The sequence below is a fragment of the Micrococcus lacusdianchii genome (genome assembly GCF_023155805.1).
Classification (GTDB): domain Bacteria; phylum Actinomycetota; class Actinomycetes; order Actinomycetales; family Micrococcaceae; genus Micrococcus; species Micrococcus lacusdianchii.
Window position 1 is genome coordinate 94,465 of the sequence record NZ_JAKNUW010000007.1, and the last position, 23,390, is coordinate 117,854.

20 protein-coding genes and 1 tRNA gene are annotated in these 23,390 nt (G+C 74.7%); 17 read left to right on the top strand and 4 right to left on the bottom strand.

Annotated elements, in window-relative coordinates:
- Nucleotides 1-24: 24 nt before the first annotated feature.
- Complete coding sequence (gene thiC, locus MA879_RS06260; RefSeq protein WP_248124182.1) at nt 25-1,848, bottom strand: phosphomethylpyrimidine synthase ThiC; 1,824 nt, start codon at nt 1,846-1,848, stop codon at nt 25-27.
- 170 nt (nt 1,849-2,018) lie between these two features.
- Entirely contained in the window at nt 2,019-3,176 is a 1,158-nt protein-coding gene (locus MA879_RS06265; protein ID WP_248124183.1) for a YkvI family membrane protein, read from the bottom strand.
- Between the two features lie 73 nt (nt 3,177-3,249).
- Here MA879_RS06265 and thiD point away from each other — a divergent pair, with 73 nt between their 5' ends.
- On the top strand, nt 3,250-4,104 hold the full coding sequence (gene thiD, locus MA879_RS06270; RefSeq protein ID WP_248124184.1) for a bifunctional hydroxymethylpyrimidine kinase/phosphomethylpyrimidine kinase: 855 nt from the start codon (nt 3,250-3,252) through the stop codon (nt 4,102-4,104).
- A gap of 263 nt (nt 4,105-4,367) precedes the next feature.
- On the opposite strand, the gene MA879_RS06275 is transcribed toward thiD, so the two are convergent.
- A tRNA-Arg gene (locus MA879_RS06275) sits at nt 4,368-4,443 on the bottom strand.
- Between the two features lie 85 nt (nt 4,444-4,528).
- The gene (gene thiE / locus MA879_RS06280; protein WP_248124185.1) at nt 4,529-5,272 is read right to left on the bottom strand and encodes a thiamine phosphate synthase; all 744 of its coding nucleotides are present in this window, start codon (nt 5,270-5,272) and stop codon (nt 4,529-4,531) included.
- A 145-nt stretch (nt 5,273-5,417) separates the two neighbouring features.
- Here thiE and thiO point away from each other — a divergent pair, with 145 nt between their 5' ends.
- The 16 genes from thiO to atpB all read left to right on the top strand — a co-directional run bounded on the left by thiO (nt 5,418) and on the right by atpB (nt 23,309).
- Nucleotides 5,418-6,587 carry a glycine oxidase ThiO gene (gene thiO, locus MA879_RS06285; protein ID WP_248124186.1) on the top strand — a complete coding sequence of 390 codons (1,170 nt, stop codon included), beginning with the start codon at nt 5,418-5,420 and terminating at the stop codon, nt 6,585-6,587.
- A complete protein-coding gene (gene thiS, locus MA879_RS06290) occupies nt 6,584-6,826 on the top strand; it encodes a sulfur carrier protein ThiS (protein WP_248124187.1) in 243 nt (80 codons plus the stop codon). The genes thiO and thiS overlap by 4 nt, the downstream gene beginning before the upstream one ends.
- A gap of 3 nt (nt 6,827-6,829) precedes the next feature.
- Complete coding sequence (locus MA879_RS06295) at nt 6,830-7,648, top strand: thiazole synthase (protein WP_282447668.1); 819 nt, start codon at nt 6,830-6,832, stop codon at nt 7,646-7,648.
- Entirely contained in the window at nt 7,645-8,805 is a 1,161-nt protein-coding gene (gene moeB / locus MA879_RS06300; RefSeq protein ID WP_248124188.1) for a molybdopterin-synthase adenylyltransferase MoeB, read from the top strand. The genes MA879_RS06295 and moeB overlap by 4 nt, the downstream gene beginning before the upstream one ends.
- Before the next feature lie 31 nt (nt 8,806-8,836).
- Complete coding sequence (gene argS / locus MA879_RS06305) at nt 8,837-10,507, top strand: arginine--tRNA ligase (protein ID WP_248124189.1); 1,671 nt, start codon at nt 8,837-8,839, stop codon at nt 10,505-10,507.
- Between the two features lie 11 nt (nt 10,508-10,518).
- Nucleotides 10,519-11,985 (top strand): diaminopimelate decarboxylase, encoded by a 1,467-nt coding sequence (lysA, locus tag MA879_RS06310; protein ID WP_248124190.1) that lies wholly within the window; start codon nt 10,519-10,521, stop codon nt 11,983-11,985.
- 131 nt (nt 11,986-12,116) lie between these two features.
- Complete coding sequence (locus tag MA879_RS06315; protein ID WP_248124191.1) at nt 12,117-13,463, top strand: homoserine dehydrogenase; 1,347 nt, start codon at nt 12,117-12,119, stop codon at nt 13,461-13,463.
- A 3-nt stretch (nt 13,464-13,466) separates the two neighbouring features.
- The gene (gene thrC / locus MA879_RS06320) at nt 13,467-14,579 is read left to right on the top strand and encodes a threonine synthase (protein WP_248124192.1); all 1,113 of its coding nucleotides are present in this window, start codon (nt 13,467-13,469) and stop codon (nt 14,577-14,579) included.
- Nucleotides 14,580-14,583: 4 nt separating this feature from the next.
- Nucleotides 14,584-15,537, top strand: coding sequence for a homoserine kinase (gene thrB, locus MA879_RS06325; RefSeq protein WP_248124193.1), 954 nt, complete (start codon nt 14,584-14,586; stop codon nt 15,535-15,537).
- Nucleotides 15,538-15,841: 304 nt separating this feature from the next.
- Nucleotides 15,842-17,884 (top strand): transcription termination factor Rho, encoded by a 2,043-nt coding sequence (gene rho, locus MA879_RS06330; RefSeq protein WP_248124194.1) that lies wholly within the window; start codon nt 15,842-15,844, stop codon nt 17,882-17,884.
- An 89-nt stretch (nt 17,885-17,973) separates the two neighbouring features.
- Entirely contained in the window at nt 17,974-19,068 is a 1,095-nt protein-coding gene (prfA, locus tag MA879_RS06335) for a peptide chain release factor 1 (protein WP_248124195.1), read from the top strand.
- The gene (locus tag MA879_RS06340; RefSeq protein ID WP_248124196.1) at nt 19,065-20,015 is read left to right on the top strand and encodes a N5-glutamine methyltransferase family protein; all 951 of its coding nucleotides are present in this window, start codon (nt 19,065-19,067) and stop codon (nt 20,013-20,015) included. The genes prfA and MA879_RS06340 overlap by 4 nt, the downstream gene beginning before the upstream one ends.
- On the top strand, nt 20,012-20,710 hold the full coding sequence (locus MA879_RS06345; RefSeq protein WP_248124197.1) for an L-threonylcarbamoyladenylate synthase: 699 nt from the start codon (nt 20,012-20,014) through the stop codon (nt 20,708-20,710). Before MA879_RS06340 ends, MA879_RS06345 begins: the two co-directional genes overlap by 4 nt.
- Before the next feature lie 10 nt (nt 20,711-20,720).
- The gene (locus MA879_RS06350) at nt 20,721-21,869 is read left to right on the top strand and encodes an MraY family glycosyltransferase (protein ID WP_248124198.1); all 1,149 of its coding nucleotides are present in this window, start codon (nt 20,721-20,723) and stop codon (nt 21,867-21,869) included.
- Nucleotides 21,856-22,308: a hypothetical protein gene (locus MA879_RS06355; RefSeq protein WP_248124199.1), complete on the top strand. Its 453-nt coding sequence runs from the start codon at nt 21,856-21,858 to the stop codon at nt 22,306-22,308. Before MA879_RS06350 ends, MA879_RS06355 begins: the two co-directional genes overlap by 14 nt.
- 200 nt (nt 22,309-22,508) lie before the next feature.
- Nucleotides 22,509-23,309 (top strand): F0F1 ATP synthase subunit A, encoded by an 801-nt coding sequence (gene atpB / locus MA879_RS06360; protein WP_248124200.1) that lies wholly within the window; start codon nt 22,509-22,511, stop codon nt 23,307-23,309.
- Nucleotides 23,310-23,390: the final 81 nt, after the last annotated feature.

Below are 23,390 nucleotides of genomic sequence, written 5' to 3' on the forward strand. Positions count from 1 at the left end.
CCCCCGCGCCGCGGCACGGACCGCTCAGTCCCTCGCGAGCACCGCGTCCCCCTCGGGCCGGCGCAGGCTCGGCTCGGGCAGGTACACGGACCCGCCGGCGGCTCGGAACTCCGCGGACTTCGCGGCCATGCCGGCCTCGGCGATTCTCGCCTGCTCGGACGCGCCGCCGAACTCGCTGCGGATGTCCTGGCTGATGCGCATGGAGCAGAACTTCGGCCCGCACATCGAGCAGAAGTGGGCGGTCTTGGCGGGCTCGGCCGGCAGCGTCTCGTCGTGGTACTCCTCGGCGAGCTGAGGGTCCAGGCCGAGGCCGAACTGGTCGCGCCAGCGGAACTCGAAGCGCGCCTTGGACAGAGCGTCGTCGCGGTCGCGGGCGCCGGGGTGGCCCTTGGCGACGTCGGCGGCGTGCGCGGCGATCTTGTAGGTGATCACCCCCGTCTTCACGTCGTCCCGGTTCGGCAGGCCCAGGTGCTCCTTGGGCGTGACGTAGCAGAGCATCGCGGTGCCGTAGCGGGCGATCTCGGTGGCGCCGATGGCCGAGGTGATGTGGTCGTACGCCGGGGCGATGTCCGTGACGAGGGGGCCGAGCGTATAGAACGGGGCGCCCTTGCACAGCTCCTGCTGGCGCTCCACGTTCTCCCTCACCAGGTGCAGCGGGATGTGGCCGGGGCCCTCCACCATGACCTGGACGTCGTACGCCCACGCCCGCTCCGTCAGCTCGGCCAGCGTGTCGAGCTCGGCGAACTGGGCGGCGTCGTTGGCGTCCGCCACGGAGCCCGGCCGCAGGCCGTCGCCCAGGGAGAACGCGACGTCGTAGCGCGCGAAGATCTCGCAGAGCTCGTCGTAGTTCTCGTAGAGGAAGTTCTCCTTGTGGTGGCCCAGGCACCAGCCGGCCATGATCGAGCCGCCGCGGGAGACGATGCCGGTCACGCGGTCCGCGGACAGCGGCACGTGGCGCAGCAGCACGCCGGCGTGCACGGTCATGTAGTCCACGCCCTGCTCGCACTGCTCGATCACGGTGTCGCGGAAGATCTCCCAGGTCAGGGCCTGGTGGTCGCCGCCGACCTTCTCGAGGGCCTGGTAGATCGGCACGGTGCCGATCGGCACCGGGGAGTTGCGCAGGATCCACTCGCGGGTGGTGTGGATGTCGTCGCCCGTGGACAGGTCCATCACGGTGTCCGCGCCCCAGCGGGTGGCCCACTGCAGCTTCGAGACCTCCTCGGCGATCGACGACGTCACCGCCGAGTTGCCGATGTTCGCGTTGACCTTCACGGCGAACGCCTTGCCGATGATCATCGGCTCCGACTCGGGGTGGTTCACGTTCGCCGGGATGATGGCGCGGCCGGCCGCGACCTCGGAGCGCACCAGCTCCACGTCCACGCCCTCGCGCAGGGCGACGTAGCGCATCTCCGGGGTGATCTCACCGCGCCGGGCGTAGTGCATCTGGGTGACGCGCGCGCCCTCCTTGGCGCGCAGCGGGGGGCGTCGCTCGCCGGCCCACTCCTGTGAGGCGGCGCCGCGGCGCACGGCCGAGCGGCCGTCGTCGAGCAGGTCGCGCTCGCGGCCCTCGTACTCCTCGACGTCACCGCGGGCGCGGATCCACTCGGCGCGCTGGGCCGGCAGGCCGCGCTCGGGCACGGCGCCCGGGCCCATGGTGCGGTAGACGGTCAGGGGCGCGTTGGGCGTGCCGTCGGGGGAGTCGTCCTGGTGGACCTCGGTGACGGGCACGCGGATGCCGTGCTCGGCATCCTCGAGCCAGCCCAGACGGTGCGTGGGGTAGTTCTCCTCGGCGACGACCTCGGCCGTCGACTCGGCTGCGGGCAGGGGGGTGCGCTCGGAAATGGACATGGCCGCGGCTCCTTCTTCCTTCGCCGGAATGACCCGGACAGGTTCAGACGGTCTCCGGGCGGCGTCAGCCCGGTCTCAGCCCCGTGCCGTGGGGCTCCCGTGGGATGCGAGCGACACTAGCACGTCCCCTGCGAGGCCTCACCGTCCGCCGCCCAGCCGCGGCGGGACGCTCAGGCGCGCGCCGCGCGGGCCGCCCGGCGGCGCACCGTGGTGCGCTCGACGATCCACGTCACGACCAGCATCACGATGATGACGAGGCCGGCGTAGCCGAGGACGGGGTAGACGGTGCCCACGAGGTCGGAGAAGCCGACGCTCGAGAGCAGGGTGGCGGCCAGGGCCGTGACGACGGCGATGACCCAGCCCGGCACGCGGCGCATCGAGGACAGCAGGGCGATGCGCTCCACCCCGCCGTACAGGCACGAGACCGCCGTCGTGAACTGCGCCAGCAGCAGGACGACCGTGTACAGCAGGCCGGCCCAGCCGCCGATCATCGCGGCCAGCTCGACCATGGGCAGCTCGGCGCGGCCGATGAGCTGGGCGTGGGCGGTCATCGCGGCCATCACCGCGCCGGCCATCACCACGAGGCCCAGTGCCCCGAGCCCGGCCCCGGTGACGAGGGAGCGCCCCGACGAGGAGCTCTCCTCGCCGATCGGGGCGAGCACCGCGTAGGCCAGCTGGATGTTGAAGGCCACGTACAGCACGCCCGAGAGCCACCACTGGTTGATCAGCGGGGACGAGGTCACGAGCGCGGCGACGTCGTCCACCGCGGCCCCCGGGTTCACCAACCCCCACACCGCGACGCCGACGGCGACCACGATGATCAGGGGGACCACCACGGCCTGGACGCGCACAAGGCCCGTGATGCCGGCCAGCACCGAGACCACGCAGACGGCCGCCATCACCAGCGAGCCCACGAGCGAGGGCAGCCCGAACGCGGTGTGCACCGCCGCCCCGGCCCCGGCCAGCATGATCACCAGCGTCCCCAGCAGGGACGTGGTGATGCACAGGTCCGCGAACCAGGTGGGCACGCGCGAGGTCGTGGGGTTCACGATCCGGTGGATGTCCGTGGTCCGCAGCTTCTGCGCCAGCCGCAGCACGATCACCGCGAGCAGGAAGAACAGCGCGCCGGCGATCACGAGCGCCCCCGTGCCGCCCCAGAGGCCGAAGCTCACGAAGTACTGCAGGATCTCGTTGCCCGAGGCGTACCCGGCGCCGATGGTGGTGCCGATGAACGTGGCGGCGATCCCGAGCGGGGAGGTCGGCCGCAGCGGCGCCGACTCCTCGGCTCGGCCGGGGTGCGCGGGGGAGCTCTCTGTGACGTGGGACATGCGACTACATTCTCATGGGCGGGATCGGCCCGGCCCGGACGGCCGATCCGCCCCGACCCGAAGGAGCCCCCGCATGACCCCCGCCGTCCCCCGCGTGCTCAGCATCGCCGGCTCCGACTCCGGCGGCGGCGCCGGTGTCCAGGCCGACCTGAAGACCATCGCCGCGTGGGGCGGCTACGGGATGACCGCGATCACCGCGATCACCGCCCAGAACACGCAGGGCGTGCAGGCCGTCCACCCGCTGCCGGTGGACGTGGTGCGCGCCCAGCTCGACTCGGTCGCCGCCGACATCGCCGTGGACGCCGTGAAGATCGGCATGCTCGGCACGGTGGAGCTCATGCGGGCCGTCGCCGGCTGGCTCGAGGAGACCCTGCCCGCCGTCGTCGTGCTGGACCCGGTCATGGTGGCCTCGAGCGGGGACGCCCTCACCGCGGTGGGCGACGACGACGGGCGCGCCGCGTGGTCCCGGCTGCTGCGGGCGGCGCACCTGGTGACCCCCAACCTGCCCGAGCTGGCCCGGCTGACCGGGCGGGACGCGACGGGCTGGGACGCCGCCCTCGACGCGGCGCGGGGTCTCGCCGCCGAGCACGACGTGACGGTGCTGCTCAAGGGCGGGCACCTGGACGAGGCCGAGGCGCCCGAGACCGCAGCGGCGGAGGTGCCGGACGCCGTCGTGCGCGTGGACGGGGCCGTCCACGAGGTGCGCGGCCCGCGCGTGGCGACCCGCGCCTCGCACGGCACCGGCTGCACCCTCTCCTCGGCCCTGGCCACGCTGGCCGGTGCGGGCCTGAGCTGGGAGGACGCACTCGAGCGGGCCAAGCCGTGGCTGGCCGACGCGATGCGGGCGGGGGAGGCGCTCGCGGTCGGGGACGCCTCGCGGCCGACGTGGCACGGGCCCGTGGACCACGGTCATGCGCAGCGGGGCTGAGGGCCGGACCGGGCCACCGCCGTCCCCGGCCGTGCGCATCGCGCTGTGGGCGCCGGCCGGCTGGGTGGTGCTGCTCGCGGCGCTGGTGATCGCCGGACCCGTCCTGCCCGTGCCGACGGCGGCGGCCCTCGGGACGTGGGCCGTCTCGCTGGTCCTCCCGCTGGCGGCGCTGCCCGCGCTGCGGCCTCGGCATGGTCCTGGCCGCCCGCCGGCTCCCCCGGGGATGACGACGGGCGGGCACCCGAAGGTGACCGCCCGGTCTGTGGTGCCCCCGGCAGGATTCGAACCTGCGGCCTTCTGCTCCGGAGGCAGACGCTCTATCCCCTGAGCTACGGAGGCGGGGTCGCGACGCGTCGAGCGCGTTGCGGACTCGTCGACTCTACACCATCAGGACGGCCCGTCCGTGACCTCCCCACGGGGCGCGTCAGCCGAGCAGGCCCGCGCGCAGGGCGCGGGCCGCGGCCTCGGGGTCCTCGGCCTGCGTCACGGCGCGGACCACCACGATCCGTTCCGCCCCGGCCGCGCGGACCTCGGGCAGCCGGTCCGCGTCGAGGCCGCCGATGGCGAACCACGGCCGCGCCCCCGCCGGGTCCTCGGCGTCCAGGCGCGCGGCGAGGGCCGGCAGCTCCAGTCCGACGGCGGCCCGGCCCGGCTTCGTGGGCGTCGCCCACACCGGCCCCGTGCAGAAGTAGTCCAGGCCGTCCTCCGCGCGGGCGGCGCGCACCTGCGCCTCGGTGTGGCACGAGCGGCCGAGCACCACGTCCGGGCCCAACAGGGCGCGGCACTGTGCGGTGGTCAGGTCGGTCTGGCCCGTGTGGAACACGCCCACCCCGGCCAGGGCGGCGACGTCGGCGCGGTCGTTGGCGGCCGAGAGCGCCCCGTGCTTCCGGGCCAGCGGGACGAGCACGGCGAACGCGGCCAGCTCGACCGCCACGTCCACGGCTTTGTCCCGCACCTGGATCAGGTCCACTCCGCCGCGAAACGCCGCCGCGCAGAAGTGTGCGAACGCGGCCGTGTCGAGCGTGTCGTCCGGGCGCAGGAACCGCTGCAGGTCGGTGCAGACGTACAGCCGGGAGACGGCGAGGCGGGCGCGGCGGCGCGCGCCGGGGCCGGTGTCGCCGTCGTCGCGGCCGGCTGCGGTCATCAGGAGCGGATCGGGGGAGTGCATGCGCCCACTGTGGCAGACTGGCTGCTGTTCCATGGGAGCCCGGGCCGCACACGCCGGGCTGAGAGGGCCGCAGGGGCGCACCGCGCCGGCGCGGCCGACCATCACCACTCGATGCGGGTCATGCCGCCGTGAGGAGGACCGGCCCGTGCACGTGGCCGTCGTCGGGGCCGGGATCATCGGCCTCACCGCCGCCGTGCGTCTGCGCGCCGCAGGCCACGCCGTCACCCTGATCGCCCCCGAGCTGGACGCCGCCGGGCGCCCGCACGCCGTGGCCGGGGCCACCCACGCCGCGGCGGGGATGCTCGCGCCGCTCGCCGAGACCCAGTTCAGCCAGGACGACCTCGCCCCGCTGCTGCAGGCCGGCTGGGAGGCCTACCCGGCGCTCGTGGAGCTGCTCGCCGCCTTCACCGACGTGGAGACGGGCTTCCTCGCACAGGGCGCCTGGATCGTGGCCGCGGACCCCTCGGACGCCCGCGCGTGGGACCACGTGCTCGAGCACGCCTCGGTCCTCGGCCGCCGGGTCGAGCCCGTCTCCGTCCGCGCGCTGCGCCGCGCCGAGCCCGCCCTGGCCCCGGGCCTGGCCGCCGGCTTCGACGCGCCGGACGACCATCAGGTGGACCCACGCCGGCTCGCCGCCGCCTGCGTCGCCGCCCTGCGCGCCGAGACCGGACCCGACGGCGGCCCGCTCCCGGCCGGCGCCGGATCCGCCGCCCGGTTCGTGGCCGGACGCGTCACCGCCGCCGACCCGGAGGGCGAGGGAGTGCGCCTCACGCTGGCCGACGGGGGCACCCTCACCGCCGACGGCGCGGTCCTCGCCGCGGGCCTGGGCCACCGTGGGATCGGCGGCGCGGCCACCGCCGTCGAGGTCCCGCTGCGACCCGTCCACGGCGACGTGCTGCGCCTGCGGGTGCGCCCCGAGCAGCTGCTGCCGGGGGAGTCGCACCTGATCACCCGCACCGTCCGCGGCCTCGTCCACGGGCGCCAGGTCTACCTCGTGCCCCGCGCGGACGGCACCCTCGTGGTCGGCGCCTCGGCCCGCGAGGAAGGCCTGGCCGGCACCTCCGCCGGGGCCGTGCTGGACCTGCTCGCCGACGCCGCCGCGATCCTGCCCGCCGTCCGCGAGTGCGAGCTCGTCGAGATCACCACCGCCGCCCGCCCCGGCACCCCCGACGACGCCCCGCGCGTGCTCGCCGTGCCCGAGGCTCCGGGCGCCGTCGTCGCCACCGGCTTCCACCGTCACGGGATCCTGCTCGCCCCCTGGGCGGCCGGGCGGATCCTCGACCTGCTGCACGCCCGCCTGAAGGAGATCGCATGAGCACCCTCCCCCTGACCCTCAACGGAGAGCCCGCCGAGCTGGCCGTGGCCACCGTCCGCGACGTCGTCGCGCACGTCACCGGGCGTGCGATCGGCGACGACGGCGCCGCCGCGGACGGGCGGCGGCTCGGCGTGGCCGTGGCGGTCGGCGGCGAGGTCGTGCCCCGGTCGGCCTGGGCCACCCGGGAGCTGGCCGCCGGGGACGAGGTCGACGTCGTCACCGCGGTGCAGGGGGGCTGAGCGATGGCCGAGCACCGCACCGCGCCCGCCGCCCCCGCGATCCCGCCGCTGCGGATCGGCGGCTACGACCTGGCCTCCCGGCTCATCATGGGCACGGGCGGCATCACCGACCTCACCGCCCTCGAGGGCGCCCTCGTCGCCTCCGGCACCACGCTCACCACCGTGGCGCTGCGCCGCTGGTCCGCGGACACCCGTGACGGCCTGGTCGCGCTGCTGGACCGCCTCGGCATCGACGTGCTGCCCAACACCGCCGGCTGCTACACCGCCCGGGACGCCGTGCTCACCGCCCGGCTCGGCCGGGAGGCGCTCGAGACCGACCTCGTGAAGGTGGAGGTCATCGCCGACGAGCGCACCCTGCTGCCCGACGTCGTCGAGACCCTCGAGGCCACCGAGCGGCTCGCCGCCGACGGCTTCACCGTCCTGGCCTACACCTCGGACGACCCCGCCATGGCGCTGCGCCTCGAGCAGGCCGGCGCCGCCGCCGTCATGCCGCTGGGCTCGCCGATCGGCTCGGGGCTGGGCATCCTCAACCGCGCACACCTGGAGCTGATCGTCTCCCGCGCCTCCGTGCCGATCGTGCTCGACGCCGGCGTGGGCACCGCCTCGGACGTCGCCCTGGCCATGGAAGCCGGCTGCGACGCCGTGCTCGCCGCCTCCGCCATCACGCGCGCCGCCGAGCCCGCCCGCATGGCCCACGCGTGCCGGCTCGCGCTCGAGGCGGGCTTCCACGCCCGCCGTGCGGGGCGCATCCCGCGCCGCGAGCACGCCCTGGCCTCCTCGCCGATGGCCGGGCGGGTCACGGCCGAGGAGGACGAGCGGTGACCGCCGCCCTGGACCCCGCCGCCCGCGAGCCCCGCGACCTCACCGCGCTGTCCGACACCCAGCTCGAGCGCTTCGCACGCCACCTGAGCCTGGACGGCTTCGGCCCCGAGGCCCAGCTGGCGCTGCTGCGCTCCCGCGTCCTCGTGGTCGGCGCCGGCGGTCTCGGGGCACCCGTGCTGACCTACCTCGCCGCCGCGGGCGTGGGGGAGGTCCACGTGATCGACGACGACGTGGTGGACCGCTCCAACCTGCACCGCCAGGTGATCCACGCCGAGGCGGACCTCGGCCGTCCCAAGACCGCCTCCGCCGCCGCGACGATGCGCGGCCTGCACCCCGAGGTGCGCGTGGTCGAGCACCGCGAACGCCTGACCGCGGCCAACGCGCTCGAACGGGTCGGCGCCGTGGACCTCGTGCTCGACGGCACGGACAACTACGCGACCCGCTACCTCGTGGCCGACGCGTGCGAGATCGCCGGCGTGCCCGTGGTGTGGGGCGCGATCCTGCGGTTCGCGGGGCAGGTGAGCGTGTTCGCCCCGGGCGGGCCGCTGTACCGGGACGTGTTCCCGGAGCGGCCCGAACCCGGCGAGGTGCCCTCGTGCGCGCAGGCCGGGGTGCTCGGGGTGCTGCCCGGGATCATCGGTTCCCTCATGGCGGCCGAGGCGATCAAGCTGCTCTCCGGGGTGGGCGAGCCCCTGGTCGGGCGGCTGCTCTCCGTGGACGCCCTGACGATGCGCTTCCGTGAGCTGCGGCTCGTGGCCGACCCCGAGCGGACCCCCGTGACGGACCTGTCCGCCCACGCCCGGGCCGAGGCCGCGGCCGCGGCCTGCGCCCCCGGACCCGGCCCCGGGGAGGTGGACGCCGCCGCGCTGGCCCGCATGCTCGCCGCCGACGACGCCGGGCGCGTGCGCGTGCTCGACGTGCGCGAGGACGCCGAGCGTCTGCTCGAGGCCCTCGACCCCTCGGACCACGTGCCGCTGGGGGAGGTCCTGGCGGCCCCGACCCCCCACGTCCCGGGGCCGGGGGAGACGCTCGTCGTCTACTGCGCCGCCGGCGTCCGCTCGGCCCGGGCGCGGGAGGCGATCGTAGCCGTCGCCCCTGAGGCCGCCGAGCGGGTCCTGTCCCTGGCCGGCGGCCTGGACGCCTGGACGCGGGGCTGACCCCGGCGCGCCGTTCCGTAGACTCTCCCGGGTGAAGCCCGAAGAACTCTCCGCACTCATCCATGCCCAGCTGCTGGCCGCCGTCGAGGCCGGGGAGCTGCCCGCCGCCCTGCGCGAGGAGCTCACCGCGGACCGCGTGCGGGTGGAGCGACCCCGCAGCCGCGAGCACGGGGACTGGGCCGCCAACGTGGCGCTGCAGTTCGCCAAGAAGGCGGGGATGAACCCACGGGAGTTCGCGTCCGTGCTCGCCGCGCGCATGGGGGCGCAGGAGGGCGTGGCGCAGGTGGACATCGCCGGCCCCGGCTTCCTCAACATCACCCTGGACGCCGCCGCCGCGGGCGAGCTCGCCCGCACCGTCGTGGAGGCCGGCGAGGCCTACGGGCGCAACGACGCCCTGGCCGGTCACCGCGTGAACATGGAGTTCGTCTCCGCCAACCCCACGGGCCCGCTCCACATCGGCCACACCCGCTGGGCGGCCCTCGGCGACGCGATCGCCCGCCTGCTGCGCGCCTCCGGGGCCCAGGTGACGGCCGAGTACTACATCAACGACGCCGGCAACCAGATGAACGTGTTCGCGGACTCCGTCCTCGCCCGCCTGCACGGCCGGGACGTCCCCGCGGGCGGCTACCCGGGTGCGTACGTGCAGGAGCTGGCCGACGCCGTCGCCCTCGAGCACCCGGACGTGCGCGAGCTGACGGACGAGGCCGCCCGCCCGGTGGTCCGCGGGGCCGCGTACCGGCTCCAGATGCAGGACATCGAGGACACGCTCGCCGCCTTCGACGTGCACTTCGACGTGTTCACCTCCGAGCAGACGCTCCACGACTCCGGCGCGATCGAGCAGGCCGTGCAGCGGCTGCGCGAGCAGGGCCACATCGAAGACCGCGAGGGCGCCGTGTGGCTCAAGACCACCGACTTCGGCGACGACAAGGACCGCGTGCTCATCCGCGCCAACGGCGAGCCCACCTACTTCGCCGCCGACGCCGCCTACTACCTCCACAAGCGCGACCGCGGCTTCGAGGAGAAGGTGTACCTGCTCGGCGCCGACCACCACGGCTACGTGAACCGCCTCAAGGCGATCGCCGCCGCCGCCGGCGACGACCCGGCGACGAACATCGAGATCCTCATCGGCCAGCTCATCTCGGTCAACGGCGCGAAGCTCTCCAAGCGCGCCGGCAACATCATCGAGCTCAAGGACCTCGTCCAGTGGCTCGGCAAGGACGCGCTGCGCTACGACCTGGCGCGCTACCCGGCGGACTCGCCGATCACGATCGACCCGGAGCTGCTGCGTTCGCAGTCCAACGACAACCCGGTCTACTACGTGCAGTACGCCCACGCCCGGGCGTGCGGCGCCGCCCGCACGGCCGAGGCCTTCGGCGTGGACCGCTCCGCGTTCGACGCGTCCCTGCTCACCGACCCCACCGAGTCCGAGCTGCTGGCCCAGCTGGCCGAGTTCCCCTCCGTCGTGGCCTCCGCCGCCCGGCTGCGCGAGCCGCACCGGGTGGCCCGCCACCTCGAGGTCGTCGCCGGCGCCTACCACTCCTGGTACGCCGCGTGCCGCATCACCCCCGCCCCGGCCGAGGACGGCGCTCCGGGCGAGGTCGGGGACCTGCACCGCACCCGCCTGTGGCTGAACACCGCCGCAGCCCAGGTGCTGCGCAACGGACTGGACCTGCTGGGCGTCTCGGCTCCGGAGAAGATGTGAGGGACCCCGCGATGACGACGCCGACCCCCGCCTCCCCGCTCGCCCCGGCCTGGCTGCCGGCGCCGACGGACCCCGACGCCCTGGACCCGAAGGTCTGGTCCGCCGGAACGGCCCGTGGCGACGACGGCGGGCTCGCCGTCCAGGGCGTGTCCGCCGCCGCGCTCGCGGCCGAGTTCGGCACGCCGCTGCTCGTGGTGGACGAGGACGACTTCCGCGCCCGCGCCCGGGCGTTCCGGGAGGGGTTCGCCGCGGCGTTCACGGACCTCTGCGGCGGCGCGGACGTCTACTACGCCGGCAAGTCCATGCTCACCCTGTCCACGGCCCGCTGGGCCGCGGAGGAGGGGTTGCGCGTGGACACCGCCTCCGGCGGCGAGCTGGCCCTCGCACTGCGGGCCGGCGTCGCCCCGGAGCACATCGGCCTGCACGGCAACAACAAGTCCGAGGCCGAGCTCGCGGCCGCGCTCGACGCGGGCGTGGGCCGGATCATCGTCGACTCCGTGGACGAGCTGGTGTTCCTGGCGGCGTTCGCGGCCGAGCGCGGCCAGGTGGCGCCCGTGATGCTTCGTCTGACTCCGGGCGTGCACGCGCACACCCACGACTTCATCGCCACCGCGCACGAGGACCAGAAGTTCGGCCTGTCCCTCGCCCCGTCCTCCGAGGGGCGCGACGGCGGGATCGCGGGCGTGTCCCCGGCCGCCGTGGCCGTGCGGATCGCCCTCGAGGCGGACTCGATCGACCTGCTGGGCGTGCACTGCCACATCGGCTCACAGATCTTCGAGGCCGACGGCTTCGGGCTGGCCGCCGCGCGGGTGCTGGAGTTCCTCGCGCAGGTCGAGGCCGAGCACGGCGTCGCGCTGCCCGAGCTGGACCTCGGCGGCGGCCACGGCATCGCGTACACGTCCGCGGACGAGCCGCGCCCGGCCGCTGAGATCGCGGCTGCGCTCGCGGACGACGTCCAGAAGGCCGTGGAGCGGCTGGGCCTGACGTGCCCGCGCATCTCGATCGAGCCCGGGCGGGCCATCTCCGGTCCCGCCGGCCTGACCCTCTACACGGTGGGTGTGACCAAGACCGTGGACGCGGACGCCCCGGACGGCTCCACCGCGGCCCGCCGCTACGTGGCGGTGGACGGCGGCATGTCGGACAACCCGCGTCCCGTGCTGTACGACGCGGACTACACCGCCGTGCTCGCCTCGCGCACCTCGGACGCCGCGCCCGCACTGACCCGCGTGGTGGGCAAGCACTGCGAGTCCGGGGACATCCTGGTCCGGGACGTGTGGCTGCCCGTGGACGTCACGCGGGGCGACCTGCTGGCCGTGCCCGCCACCGGGGCGTACACCCACGTGATGGCGTCCAACTACAACGCGCTGACCCGGCCGGCCGTCGTCGCCGTGCGGGATGGGCAGGCGCGGGTGATCATCCGCCGGGAGACGATCGAGGACCTGCTGCGCCGCGAGGTGGACCCGCAGAACCCCTCCTGAGCGGCCCGGCCGCCCGACCCGCCCCGCCGTTCCACATGCCGGTCACGGCCCGTCGTCCGGGGCCCGGCCCCGTGCCGGACCGATAGATTGAACGCCGCCCGCACCACCCCGGCACCGACCCACGGAGGACCATGCCCGAGCTCACCGCACCCGCCGCGCAGGACGTCGCCCCCGCCCCCGAGGGCCTCACCGTGGCTCTGCTCGGCGGCGGCACCGTGGGGTCCCAGGTGGCGCGGATCCTCACCGAGGACGCCGCCGCGCTCCACGACCGCGTGGGCGCCCCCCTGTCGCTCGGCGGCATCGCCGTGCGCGCCCTGGACGCGGAGCGCGACTGGCAGGCGGACCCCACCCTGTACACGCGGGACGCCGAGGCGCTCGTGGACGGCGCGGACATCGTGGTGGAGCTCATGGGCGGCATCGAACCGGCCCGCTCCCTGATCCTGCGGGCCCTCGAGGCCGGCATCGCCGTGGTCACCGGCAACAAGGCGCTGCTGGCCGCGCACGGCGCCGAGCTCTACGCGGCCGCCTCCCGCACGGGGGCGCAGCTGAGCTTCGAGGCGTCCGTGGCCGGGGCCATCCCGATCCTCCGCCCGCTGCGCGACTCCCTCTCCGGGGACACCGTGCACCGCGTCATGGGCATCGCCAACGGCACCACCAACTTCATCCTCGACCGCATGGACTCGCAGGGCGCCTCCTTCGAGGAGGCCCTCGCCGAGGCCCAGCGCCTGGGCTACGCGGAGGCGGACCCCACCGCCGACGTCGGGGGCCTGGACGCGGCCGCGAAGGCGGCCATCCTGGCCACCCTGGCCTTCGGATCCGTCTACACGCTGGACCAGGTGTCCGTGGAGGGCATCACGGGGATCACGGCCGAGGACAACGCCGCCGCCGCGGACGCCGGGTACGTCGTCAAGCTGCTGGCGATCGCCGAGCGCGGTACCGCCGAGGACGGCACGCAGGGCGCCGTGCTGCGCGTGCATCCCACGCTCATCCCGCGCGAGCACCCGCTGGCCTCCGTCCGCGGCGCGTTCAACGCCGTGTTCGTCGAAGCCGAGAACGCCGGCGAGCTGATGTTCTACGGTCCCGGCGCCGGCGGCGCCCCCACCGCATCGGCCGTGATGGGCGACGTCGTCGCGATCGCCCAGCGCATCGTCCGCGGCGGTCCTGCCCGACTGCGCACCCCCGTCGCCGCCCTGCCCGCCCTCGACCCGGCCGAGGCGCGTACCTCGTCCCTGGTGGTCCTGCGCGTCGACGACCAGCCCGGCGTCCTGCGCCGCGTGGCCGGGGTCTTCGAGGACCACGGCGTCTCCATCGAGACGCTGCGTCAGGTCCAGGGCGACGACGACGACGCCCCCGGCGCGTCCCTGCGCCTGATCACCCACCGGGCCCGGCAGCGCGACCTCAACGCGGTCGTGGCCGACCTCACCGCCCTGGACGCCGTGCACGAGGTGGCGTCCGTCCTCCGAGTCGAAGGGAACTGACCCATGGCCCACGTCTGGCGCGGCGTCATCCGCGAGTACGCCGACCGTCTGCCCGTCACCGAGGACACCCGTGTGGTCACCCTCGGCGAGGGCGGCACCCCCCTCATCCGCGCTCCGCACCTGTCCGAGCTGGTCCGGGGGGACGTGTACGTCAAGTTCGAGGGCATGAACCCCACCGGGTCCTTCAAGGACCGCGGCATGACCATGGCCATCACCGCCGCCGTGGAGAACGGTGCCGAGGCCGTGGTGTGCGCCTCCACGGGGAACACCTCCGCCTCCGCCGCCGCCTACGCGGCGCAGGCCGGCCTGACCTGCGCCGTGCTGGTGCCGGAGGGCAAGATCTCGCTGGGCAAGATGTCCCAGGCCGTGGCCCACGGCGCCGAGATCCTCCAGGTGCAGGGCAACTTCGACGACTGCCTCGACATCGCGCGCAAGCTCTCCGAGAACTACCCCGTGTTCCTCGTGAACTCCGTGAACCCGGCCCGCATCGAGGGACAGAAGACCGGCGCGTTCGAGGTCGTGGACACCCTCGGCGACGCCCCGGACTACCACCTGCTGCCCGTGGGCAACGCCGGCAACATCACCGGCTACTGGAAGGGCTACCAGGAGTACGCCCGGCCGTACGTGAACCCGCACCCGGGCACCTCGGACGAGGAGCTGCCGGCGGTGGCCACGAGGACCCCGGTCATGTGGGGCTTCCAGGCCGCGGGCGCCGCGCCGATCGTGCTGGGCCACCCGGTCACCGAGCCGGACACCATCGCCACCGCCATCCGGATCGGCAACCCCGCCTCGTGGGACCTCGCCACGGCCGCCCGGGACGCCTCCGGCGGCATGATCGACTCCGTCACCGACGAGGAGATCCTCGACGCCCACCGCTGGCTGTCCTCGAAGGAGGGCGTGTTCGTGGAGCCGGCGTCCGCCGCGGGCGTCGCCGGCCTGATCAAGCACCACGCGGCCGGGAACGTCCCCGAGGGCAAGACGTGGGTCATCACGGTCACCGGCCACGGCCTCAAGGACCCCCAGTGGGCCCTGAAGAACGCCGACGGCGACGAGATCTCCCCGCGCTCGGTGCCGTTCGACGTGGTGACCGTGGCCGAGGCCCTCGGGCTGGCCTGATCCCGTGCGCGAGATCCGAGACCTGATCCCCGGGACGGCCGTCCGTGTGGCGGCCCCGGCCACGTCCGCGAACCTCGGCCCCGGCTTCGACGCCATGGGTCTGGCCCTCGACCTGCGGGACGAGGTGGAGCTCGTCGTCGTCGACGGACCGGACACGGCCCGTGTCGAGGGGGAGGGGGCGGACGCCCTGCCCACGGACGGGGACCACCTGATCCTGCGGCTCGCGCACGCCCACCTCACCCGCCGCGGGTTCCGCGCCCCGGGCCTGGCCCTGCGCGCGGTGAACCGCATCCCGCATGCCCGCGGCCTCGGGTCCTCCGCCGCGGCCGTGGTGACCGCGGTCCTCGGCGCCGAAGGGCTGCTGCCGGTGGCGGAGCGCCTCGGCACGGCCGAGCTGCTCGACGCCACCGCTCGACGCGAGGGGCATCCGGACAACGTCGCCCCCGCCCTCGTCGGCGGCGCCACCGTCTCATGGGCTCGCGAGGACGGCCGCGGCTGGGCCACCGCCCCGCTGGCCCTGCACCCGGACGTCACCCCCGTCGTCGCGGTCCCGGACGCCACCCTGTCCACGCGCACCGCCCGCTCCGTGCTGCCCGAGTCCGTGGCCCACGCCGTGGCCGCCGAACAGGCCGGACGCGCCGCGCTGCTCACGCTCGCCCTCACCGCGCGCCCGGACCTGCTCCTGCCGGCCACCCGGGACCGCCTCCACCAGGATGCGCGTGCGGAGGCCATGCCGTCCTCCGCCGCGCTGATGGCCCGGCTCCGCGCGGCCGGGCATGCCGCGGTGGTCTCCGGCGCCGGTCCCACCGTGCTCGTCCTCGCCCCGGATGCGGTGGCCGCGCGTCGCGCCGTCGACGCGGTGGCGAGGCTCACCGCCGAGGACGGGACGGCCTGGCGCGTGCTCACCCCGGGCGTGGCCACCGAGGGTGTTAGGGTGGACTCGCTCCACCACGGCTGATCCGGACCGCCTCGCGGACCGGCACGGACGGTGACCAGCCGGTCCCGCACCGCACGCCGTCGGCCCGGTGACCCGCGCACGGCATGTCTCGCGCGGAGCGTCACCGCTTCCCGGCCCGGTCGAGTTCCGGCGCCTCCGCTCCGCCACGCAGTGACTGCGCGCGAGCCGGGGAGGCGCCGAGTCATCAGGGAAGACCAGACCTTCCGGTCCTCAGGGACGCCACTGTGCGTCCCGGCCGGGTTCACATCCCAGCCCGCCGCGCGTGACGCGCCGCCGGGCTGCTGACGAGGGAGAAGGAACCTTCGTGACCGAATCCACCGAACAGCCCACCACGGCCGGGGGCGGCCTCGCCTCCCTCAAGCTGGCCCAGCTCCAGGCGCTCGCCGCCCAGCTCGGCATCAAGGGCGGCTCGCGCATGCGCAAGACGGACCTCGTGGCCGCCATCTCGGACCACCAGCGTGGCGGCTCCGTCGCCGACCGTGAGGCCGCCGCCCGCCAGGCCCCGGCGCCGCAGGCCGAGGAGTCCGCTCCCGCCGAGGACGCCGCGCAGCCCCGTGGCCGCCGGCGCTCCCGCCGCGCCGACTCCGACGGGGCCGTGGCCGAGCTGGCCGCCCCGGCCGACCGGGAGGAGCCGGCCGCGGAACAGGAGCCCGGGCGAGCCCAGGAGGACTCCGCCCAGGACCGCCGTTCCGGCGGCCGCGGCGAGCGCTCCGGCGAGGGCGAGTCCGGCTCCGGCCGTTCGCGCCGCCGTCGCGGCGGGGACCGCTCCGAGGACCAGCGGGCCGAGCGCGGCCAGGAGGACTCCGCCCAGAACGGCGCCGCCCCCGAGCCCCGGGTCGATCGGTCCGACGACGACGCCACGGGCGAGGACGACCGCTCCGGTGAGGGTCACGGGCGCAGCCGCCAGCGGGGACGCTCCGGCGAGCGCGGCGACGACCGCGGCGGCCGTGAGGACGACCGGTCGGACCGTGGCGACGGGGCCGATCGCGGCGAGAAGTCCGACCGCGGCGAGAAGTCCGACCGCGGCGAGAAGTCCGACCGGAACGACCGCGGCGGGCGCCCGCGCCGGGACGACCGCGACGACGAGGGCGGCCGCGGCCGCCGGAACCGTCGCAACCGCAACGAGCGCGGCCGCAACCGCCGCACCCGCGGTCCCGAGGTGGACGACACCGAGCTGACCGAGGACGACGTCCTGCAGCCCGTGGCCGGCATCCTCGACGTGCTGGACAACTACGCCTTCGTCCGCACGTCCGGATACCTGCCCGGGGAGAAGGACGTCTACGTCTCCCTGGCCATGGTGAAGCGCTTCGGCCTGCGCAAGGGCGACGCCGTCGTCGGCGCCATCCGCGCTCCGCGCGAGGGCGAGAAGCCGCACACCGGCTCCGGACGCAACCAGAAGTTCAATGCCCTGGCGAAGGTGACCACCGTCAACGGCCAGCCCGCCGAGGAGAGCCCGCAGCGCGTCGAGTTCAACAAGCTCGTGCCGCTGTACCCCACGGAGCGCCTGCGCCTGGAGACGGACCACAAGCTCGTGGGCCCCCGCGTGATCGACCTGGTCAGCCCGATCGGCAAGGGCCAGCGCGGCCTGATCGTCTCGCCGCCCAAGGCGGGCAAGACGATGATCCTGCAGTCGATCGCCAACGCGATCACGCAGAACAACCCCGAGGTCCACCTCATGATGGTGCTCGTGGACGAGCGCCCCGAGGAGGTCACCGACATGCAGCGCTCGGTGGCCGGCGAGGTCATCGCCTCGACCTTCGACCGCCCCGCGGACGACCACACCACGGTGGCCGAGCTCGCCATCGAGCGCGCCAAGCGCCTCGTGGAGATGGGCCGCGACGTCGTCGTGCTGCTGGACTCCATGACCCGTCTGGGCCGCGCGTACAACCTGGCCGCCCCGGCGTCGGGCCGCATCCTCTCCGGCGGCGTGGACTCGGCGGCGCTGTACCCGCCGAAGAAGTTCTTCGGAGCAGCCCGCAACATCGAGAACGGCGGCTCGCTGACGATCCTGGCCACCGCCCTCGTGGAGACCGGCTCGCGCATGGACGAGGTGATCTTCGAGGAGTTCAAGGGCACCGGCAACATGGAGCTGCGCCTGTCCCGGCAGCTCGCCGAGCGCCGCATCTTCCCGGCCGTGGACGTCAACGCGTCCGGCACCCGCCGTGAGGAGGTCCTGCTCTCCGCCGAGGAGGTCAAGATCATGTGGAAGCTGCGTCGCGTGCTCTCGGGCCTGGACACGCAGCAGGCGCTCGAGCTGCTGACCAACAAGATCAAGGACACCGCCTCCAACGCGGAGTTCCTCATGCTGGTCTCCAAGACCACGCTGGGCGCCAAGGGCGAGGACTGACCCGTCCCGCTCGCGGCCCCGCCGCCGGACCCCACGGTCCGGGGGCGGGGCCGCTCCCGTCTGAGACCCACCACCAGGGAGGTGCCGACGTGTTCGACTCGGTCGACCGTCTGATCGCCGAGCACCGGGATCTCGCCCGGCAGCTCTCCGACCCCGCCGTGCACGCCGACGCCGGCCGCGCGCGGCGGGTCGGCCGGCGCTACGCCGAGCTCGGGCAGGTGGTGGCCGCCCACGAGGCGTGGACCGCCGCCGTCGCCGACCGTGACGACGCCCGCGAGCTCGCCGCGGCACCGGGGGAGGACGGGGAGGCCTTCGCGGCCGAGCTGCCGGCCCTGGAGGCCGCGGTGGACCAGGCGGCCGAGCGCCTGCGCCGGGTGCTCATCCCGCGCGACCCCGACGACGGCCGGGACGTGATCCTCGAGGTCAAGGGCGGTGAGGGCGGTGAGGAGGCCGCACTGTTCGCCGGGGACCTGCTGCGGATGTACCTGCGCTACGCGGAGTCGCGGGGCTGGCGCACCGAGGTGCTCTCGAGCACGCCGTCGGACCTGGGCGGGGTCAAGGACGCGCAGGTCGCGGTCCGGGGCTCCGGCACGGACCCGTCCCAGGGGGTGTACGCGGCCCTGAAGTACGAGGGCGGCGTCCACCGCGTCCAGCGCGTGCCGGTCACGGAGTCCCAGGGCCGCATCCACACCTCCGCGGCCGGCGTCCTGGTGCTCCCCGAGGTGGACGAGCCGGACGAGGTGCCCCTCGACCCGAACGAGGTGAAGGTGGACGTCTTCCGCTCCTCGGGCCCGGGCGGCCAGTCCGTCAACACCACGGACTCGGCGGTCCGTCTGACGCACCTGCCCACGGGGATCGTCGTGTCCATGCAGAACGAGAAGTCCCAGATCCAGAACCGGGAGGCCGCGATGCGGGTGCTGCGCTCGCGGCTGCTGCAACGACGGCGCGAGGAGCAGGACGCCCAGGATGCGGCGGCCCGGCACGCCCAGGTGAGGACGATGGATCGGGCCGAGCGGATCCGCACCTACAACTTCCCGGAGAACCGGGTGGCCGACCATCGGACCGGCTACAAGGCCCACAACCTGGACGCTGTGCTCGACGGTGACCTCTCCGCCGTGATCGCCTCCTGCACCGAGCTCGACGAGCAGCGCCGGCTGGCCGCGCTCGGCGAGGAGCCGGTGTGAGCGGCGCGCCGAGCCCGGCCCGGCCGGAGCCGGCCGACTGGTCGCGGCTGGTCCGCGCCGCCGTCGGGACCCTCGCCGAAGCCGGGGTGGAGGCGCCCCGCGTCGACGCCGAGCTGCTCGCGGCCCACGTGCTCGGCCAGGACCGGGGCTCCGCCCTGGCTCGGATCCTCGCCGGCGCCCGGCCGGGACCGGGCGAGGCCGAGGAGTTCGCGGCGCTCGTGGGCCGACGCGCGGCGCGGGAGCCGCTCCAGCACGTGACCGGCGCCGCCCCCTTCCACGGCCTCGACCTGGCCGTGGGTCCCGGGGTGTTCGTGCCGCGGCCGGAGACCGAGACGCTCGTGGACGAGGCCCTGCGGCGGGGAGCCGTCCGGGCGCGGCAGGGGCGGAGGCCGCTCGTCGTCCTGGACCTGTGCACCGGTTCCGGGGCCATCGCCGCGGCCGTGGCGGTGGGGCTGCGGGAGCGGGGGATCCCGGCGCAGGTGACGGCGGTGGAGCTCGACCCCGTCGCCGCCGGCTGGGCCGAACGCAATCTGACGCCCCAGGGGGTCGCCCTGCGACAGGGGGACGCCCTTGTCGCGGGGGAGGACCTCGCAGGATCCGTCGACCTCGTCCTGTCCAATCCGCCCTACGTTCCCGACGCCGAGGTCCCCGTGCAGGAGGAGGCGCGCCGCGATCCGCCCCTCGCCCTGTACGGGGGCGGCGAGCGAGGACTGGTGATGCCGCTGGGGATCCTGCGGCGGGCCGCCGTCCTGCTGCGCCCGGGCGGCTCCGTGCTGATGGAGCACCACGAGACGCAGGGGACGGAGCTGTCGGCCGCCGCCAGGGCCGCGGGCACGTTCACGGACGTGCGCGTCTTGCCCGACCCCACCGGCCGTGACCGATTCCTGGCGGCGCGCCGGGCCCCGGCGGCGGACGCGGCCGAGGCGGATGGGACAATGGCCCCGTGAGTGAGTTCATCGACGTCTCCGACCCCTCCGACCTGAGCGGTGCGATCGAGCGCGCCCGCGCCGTCCTGGCCGACCGCGGCTGCGTGGTCCTGCCGACGGACACCGTCTACGGCATCGGCGCCGACGCGTTCTCCCCGCTGGCCGTGGCCGTCCTGCTGGCGGCGAAGGGCCGTGGACGCACCATGCCCCCGCCCGTCCTGATCTCCGACCGCTCCGTCATGGCGGGCCTCGCGTACGACGTCCCGGACGAGGCCGAGGAGCTCGCCCGCCGCTTCTGGCCCGGCGCGCTCACCCTGATCCTCAAGTCTCAGCCCACCCTCACGTGGGACCTCGGGGAGACGCGGGGGACCGTGGCCCTCCGTGTGCCGGCCGACCCGGCCACCCGGGAGCTGCTCTACGCCGTGGGCCCGATGGCCGTCTCGAGCGCCAACCGCACGGGCATGCCCGCCGCCACCACGGCCCGGGCGGCCGAGGAGATGCTCGGCGAGTCCGTGGGCCTCTACCTCGACGGCGGGGAGCGGGCCTCGCGCGCCCCGTCCACGATCGTGGACTGCACCGTCACGCCGTTCCGGGTGGCGCGCCAGGGCGCGGTGCCGCTCGAGGAGCTCCGCGAGGTCGTCCCGGACCTGCTGGCCGAGGGGGAGGAGCCGCCGGTGCCGGCGGCGCTGACCGACCCGGACCCCGGGGAGCGCTGACCGGCCCGCCATGCGTGCCTACCTCCTGGTCGTGCTCGTCACGACGCTCGCCTGCGTGTCGCTGACCCCGCTCCTGCGGGAGGTCGGGCGGCGCGTCGGCGCGTGGACGCCGCTGCGCGACCGGGACGTGCACGGCCGGCCCGTCCCGAAGTTCGGCGGCGTGGCGATGCTGGCGGCCGTCCTCATCGGGCTGGCCCTGGCAGGAACGGTGCCCTTCTTCTCGGGCATCTTCACGGACCTGACACCCGTGCACGGCCTCCTGGCGGCGCTGGCCGTCGTCCTCGTGGTGGGCGCCGTGGACGACCTCGTGGACCTGCCCTGGTGGGCCAAGCTCGTGGGCCAGTGCGCCGCCGCCCTCGCCGTGGCACTGGGGGGCATCCGCATCGAGGCCATGCCCGTGGGGTGGGTCCCGGTGGGCAGCGAGACCATGCAGATCCTGCTGACGGTGTTCGTCGTGGTCCTGACGATGAACGCGATCAACTTCGTGGACGGCCTGGACGGCCTCGCGGCGGGGATCGCCCTGATCGGGGGCTCCGCGTTCTTCGTCTACACGTACCTGCTGACGCGCACCATCCACCAGTTCGACTACTCGAACCTCGCCACGCTGCTGATGGCGCTGCTGATCGGGGCGTGTGCCGGCTTCCTCCCGTACAACCGGCACCCGGCCACGGTGTTCATGGGGGAGTGCGGGGCCCTCTTGCTGGGGCTGCTGCTCTCCGCGGCGGCGGTGGCCGTCACTGCCGACCTCAGCGCGCTCGAGGGCTTCCGCTTCCGGAACGTCCCGGCTTACATGCCCGTGCTGCTGCCCGTGGCCGTGGTGGCCCTGCCGCTCGCGGATCTCGTGATCTCGGTCCTGCGCCGCACCGCCCGGGGTGCGAGCCCGTTCACCGCGGACCGCGGCCATCTGCACCACCGGCTCGTGGACGGCGGCTTCACCCAGCCGCAGGCCGTCGCTGTCCTGTGGCTGTGGGCGTTCGTCGTGGCGTGGGGCACCCTGTCACTGAACTTCGTGCACACGGCCGCCGCGCTGCCCGTGGGGGCGCTCGTGCTGGTCACGGCGACATGGGTCACCCTGCGCCCGCTGCTGCGGCACCGCCGACCCGAGGAGGGCGGACAGCCGGACGGGACCGGATCAGGAGGACGTCATGAGCGGCCGTGAGATCGCTTCCGGCGGGGCTGGCCGCCGTCGCCGCCGGCGCTGGGAGAACCGCGCCGGGTGGTGGGGGATCCTGCGCTGGAGCGCGGGCGCGACCGCGGTGGCCGTGCTCATGGTGACGGGTGCCGCCGGTCTGCTCCACGGGTCCGCCGCGGCGTTCTCGGCCCTCCTCGGCGGGGGAGTGGTCCTGGTCCTCTCGGCCCTGACGGGGGCGACGACGGCCCTCGCGTGGGACCATGCCCGCGACCTCGCCCTGCCGCTGGCCATGGGGGCTCTCGTGGCCAAGCTGGCGCTGTATGCCATGCTGCTCGCGGCGGTGCCGCCGCCGTCCTGGGCCGAGGTCCTCCCGACCGCCGCCGGAGCGCTCGCCGCGGTGGGCGTGTGGCAGGTCGCTGAGGTGCTCGTCTTCGCTCGGACCCGCCGCTCCGTCTACGGCCCCTGAGACCCGGCCGCGACCGCGCCGTCAAGCGGGTGAGCGCGGTATGGAGGGCCTCCCCCGTTTGATATCGTCTACAGCGAACACATCCACGGCACCGCGTGCCGCTCCGTGACCTCATCCCGCCCGCCCCGCACCGCTGTGGGGCCACGCGTGTCCGAGCCGGGGCACCCGGTCGTCGGCGCACCACTTCGGAGAGGACCCGCGTGCTACCCCTCGTGCTGGCCAACGCAGAATTCGTGCCCCCGTCCGTCTCGGACGCCCACCTGCCGGATCTCCTGCCGTGGGGCGCCCACTACGGGACGGGCTTCGGCAAGCAGATGCTGCTGGTGCTGCTCTCCGTCGTCCTCATCACGGCGTTCTTCGCGTGGGCCATGCGCCGTCCGCAGCTCGTCCCCGGCAGGGCCCAGTGGCTCGCGGAGTCCGGCTACGCGTTCGTGCGCAACGGCATCGGCCGGGACGTGATGGGGGAGAAGAACTTCATGCGGTGGGTCCCGCTGCTGTTCGCGATCTTCTTCTTCGTCCTCGTGAACAACCTCTTCGGCGCGATCCCGCTGATCCAGCTGCCCTCCTTCTCCCACGCCGGCTCCGCCTATGCGATCGCCCTGATCGTGTACGCGATCTGGATCGGCGTGGGCCTCAAGCACCATGGACCGAAGTACCTCAAGCTCGCCGTCGTGCCCTCCGGCGTCCCCGGCTGGATCCTGCCGCTGCTCGTGCCGCTGGAGATCATCTCCAACTTCATCGTGCGTCCGCTGACCCACTCCCTGCGACTGATGGCCGTGATGCTCGCCGGACACATGATCGTGATGCTCGCCGGCGCCGGCGCCGCGTTCCTGATCACCCAGACCGGCAACCCGCTCCTGGCGGGCACCGGCGTCCTCGTGATCCTCGCCTCCGTGGCCCTGTACCTGCTCGAGATCCTGCTCATGTACCTGCAGGCCTTCGTCTTCACGCTCCTGACGGCCCTGTACATCCAGGGCGCGATCGACGCGAACGACCACTGATCTCCCCGCGCCGCCGGCCCCGGCCGGCGGTGACGGGTCCGACGGCCACGCCGTCACCAGACTTCCCGGCCCTCCGCACGG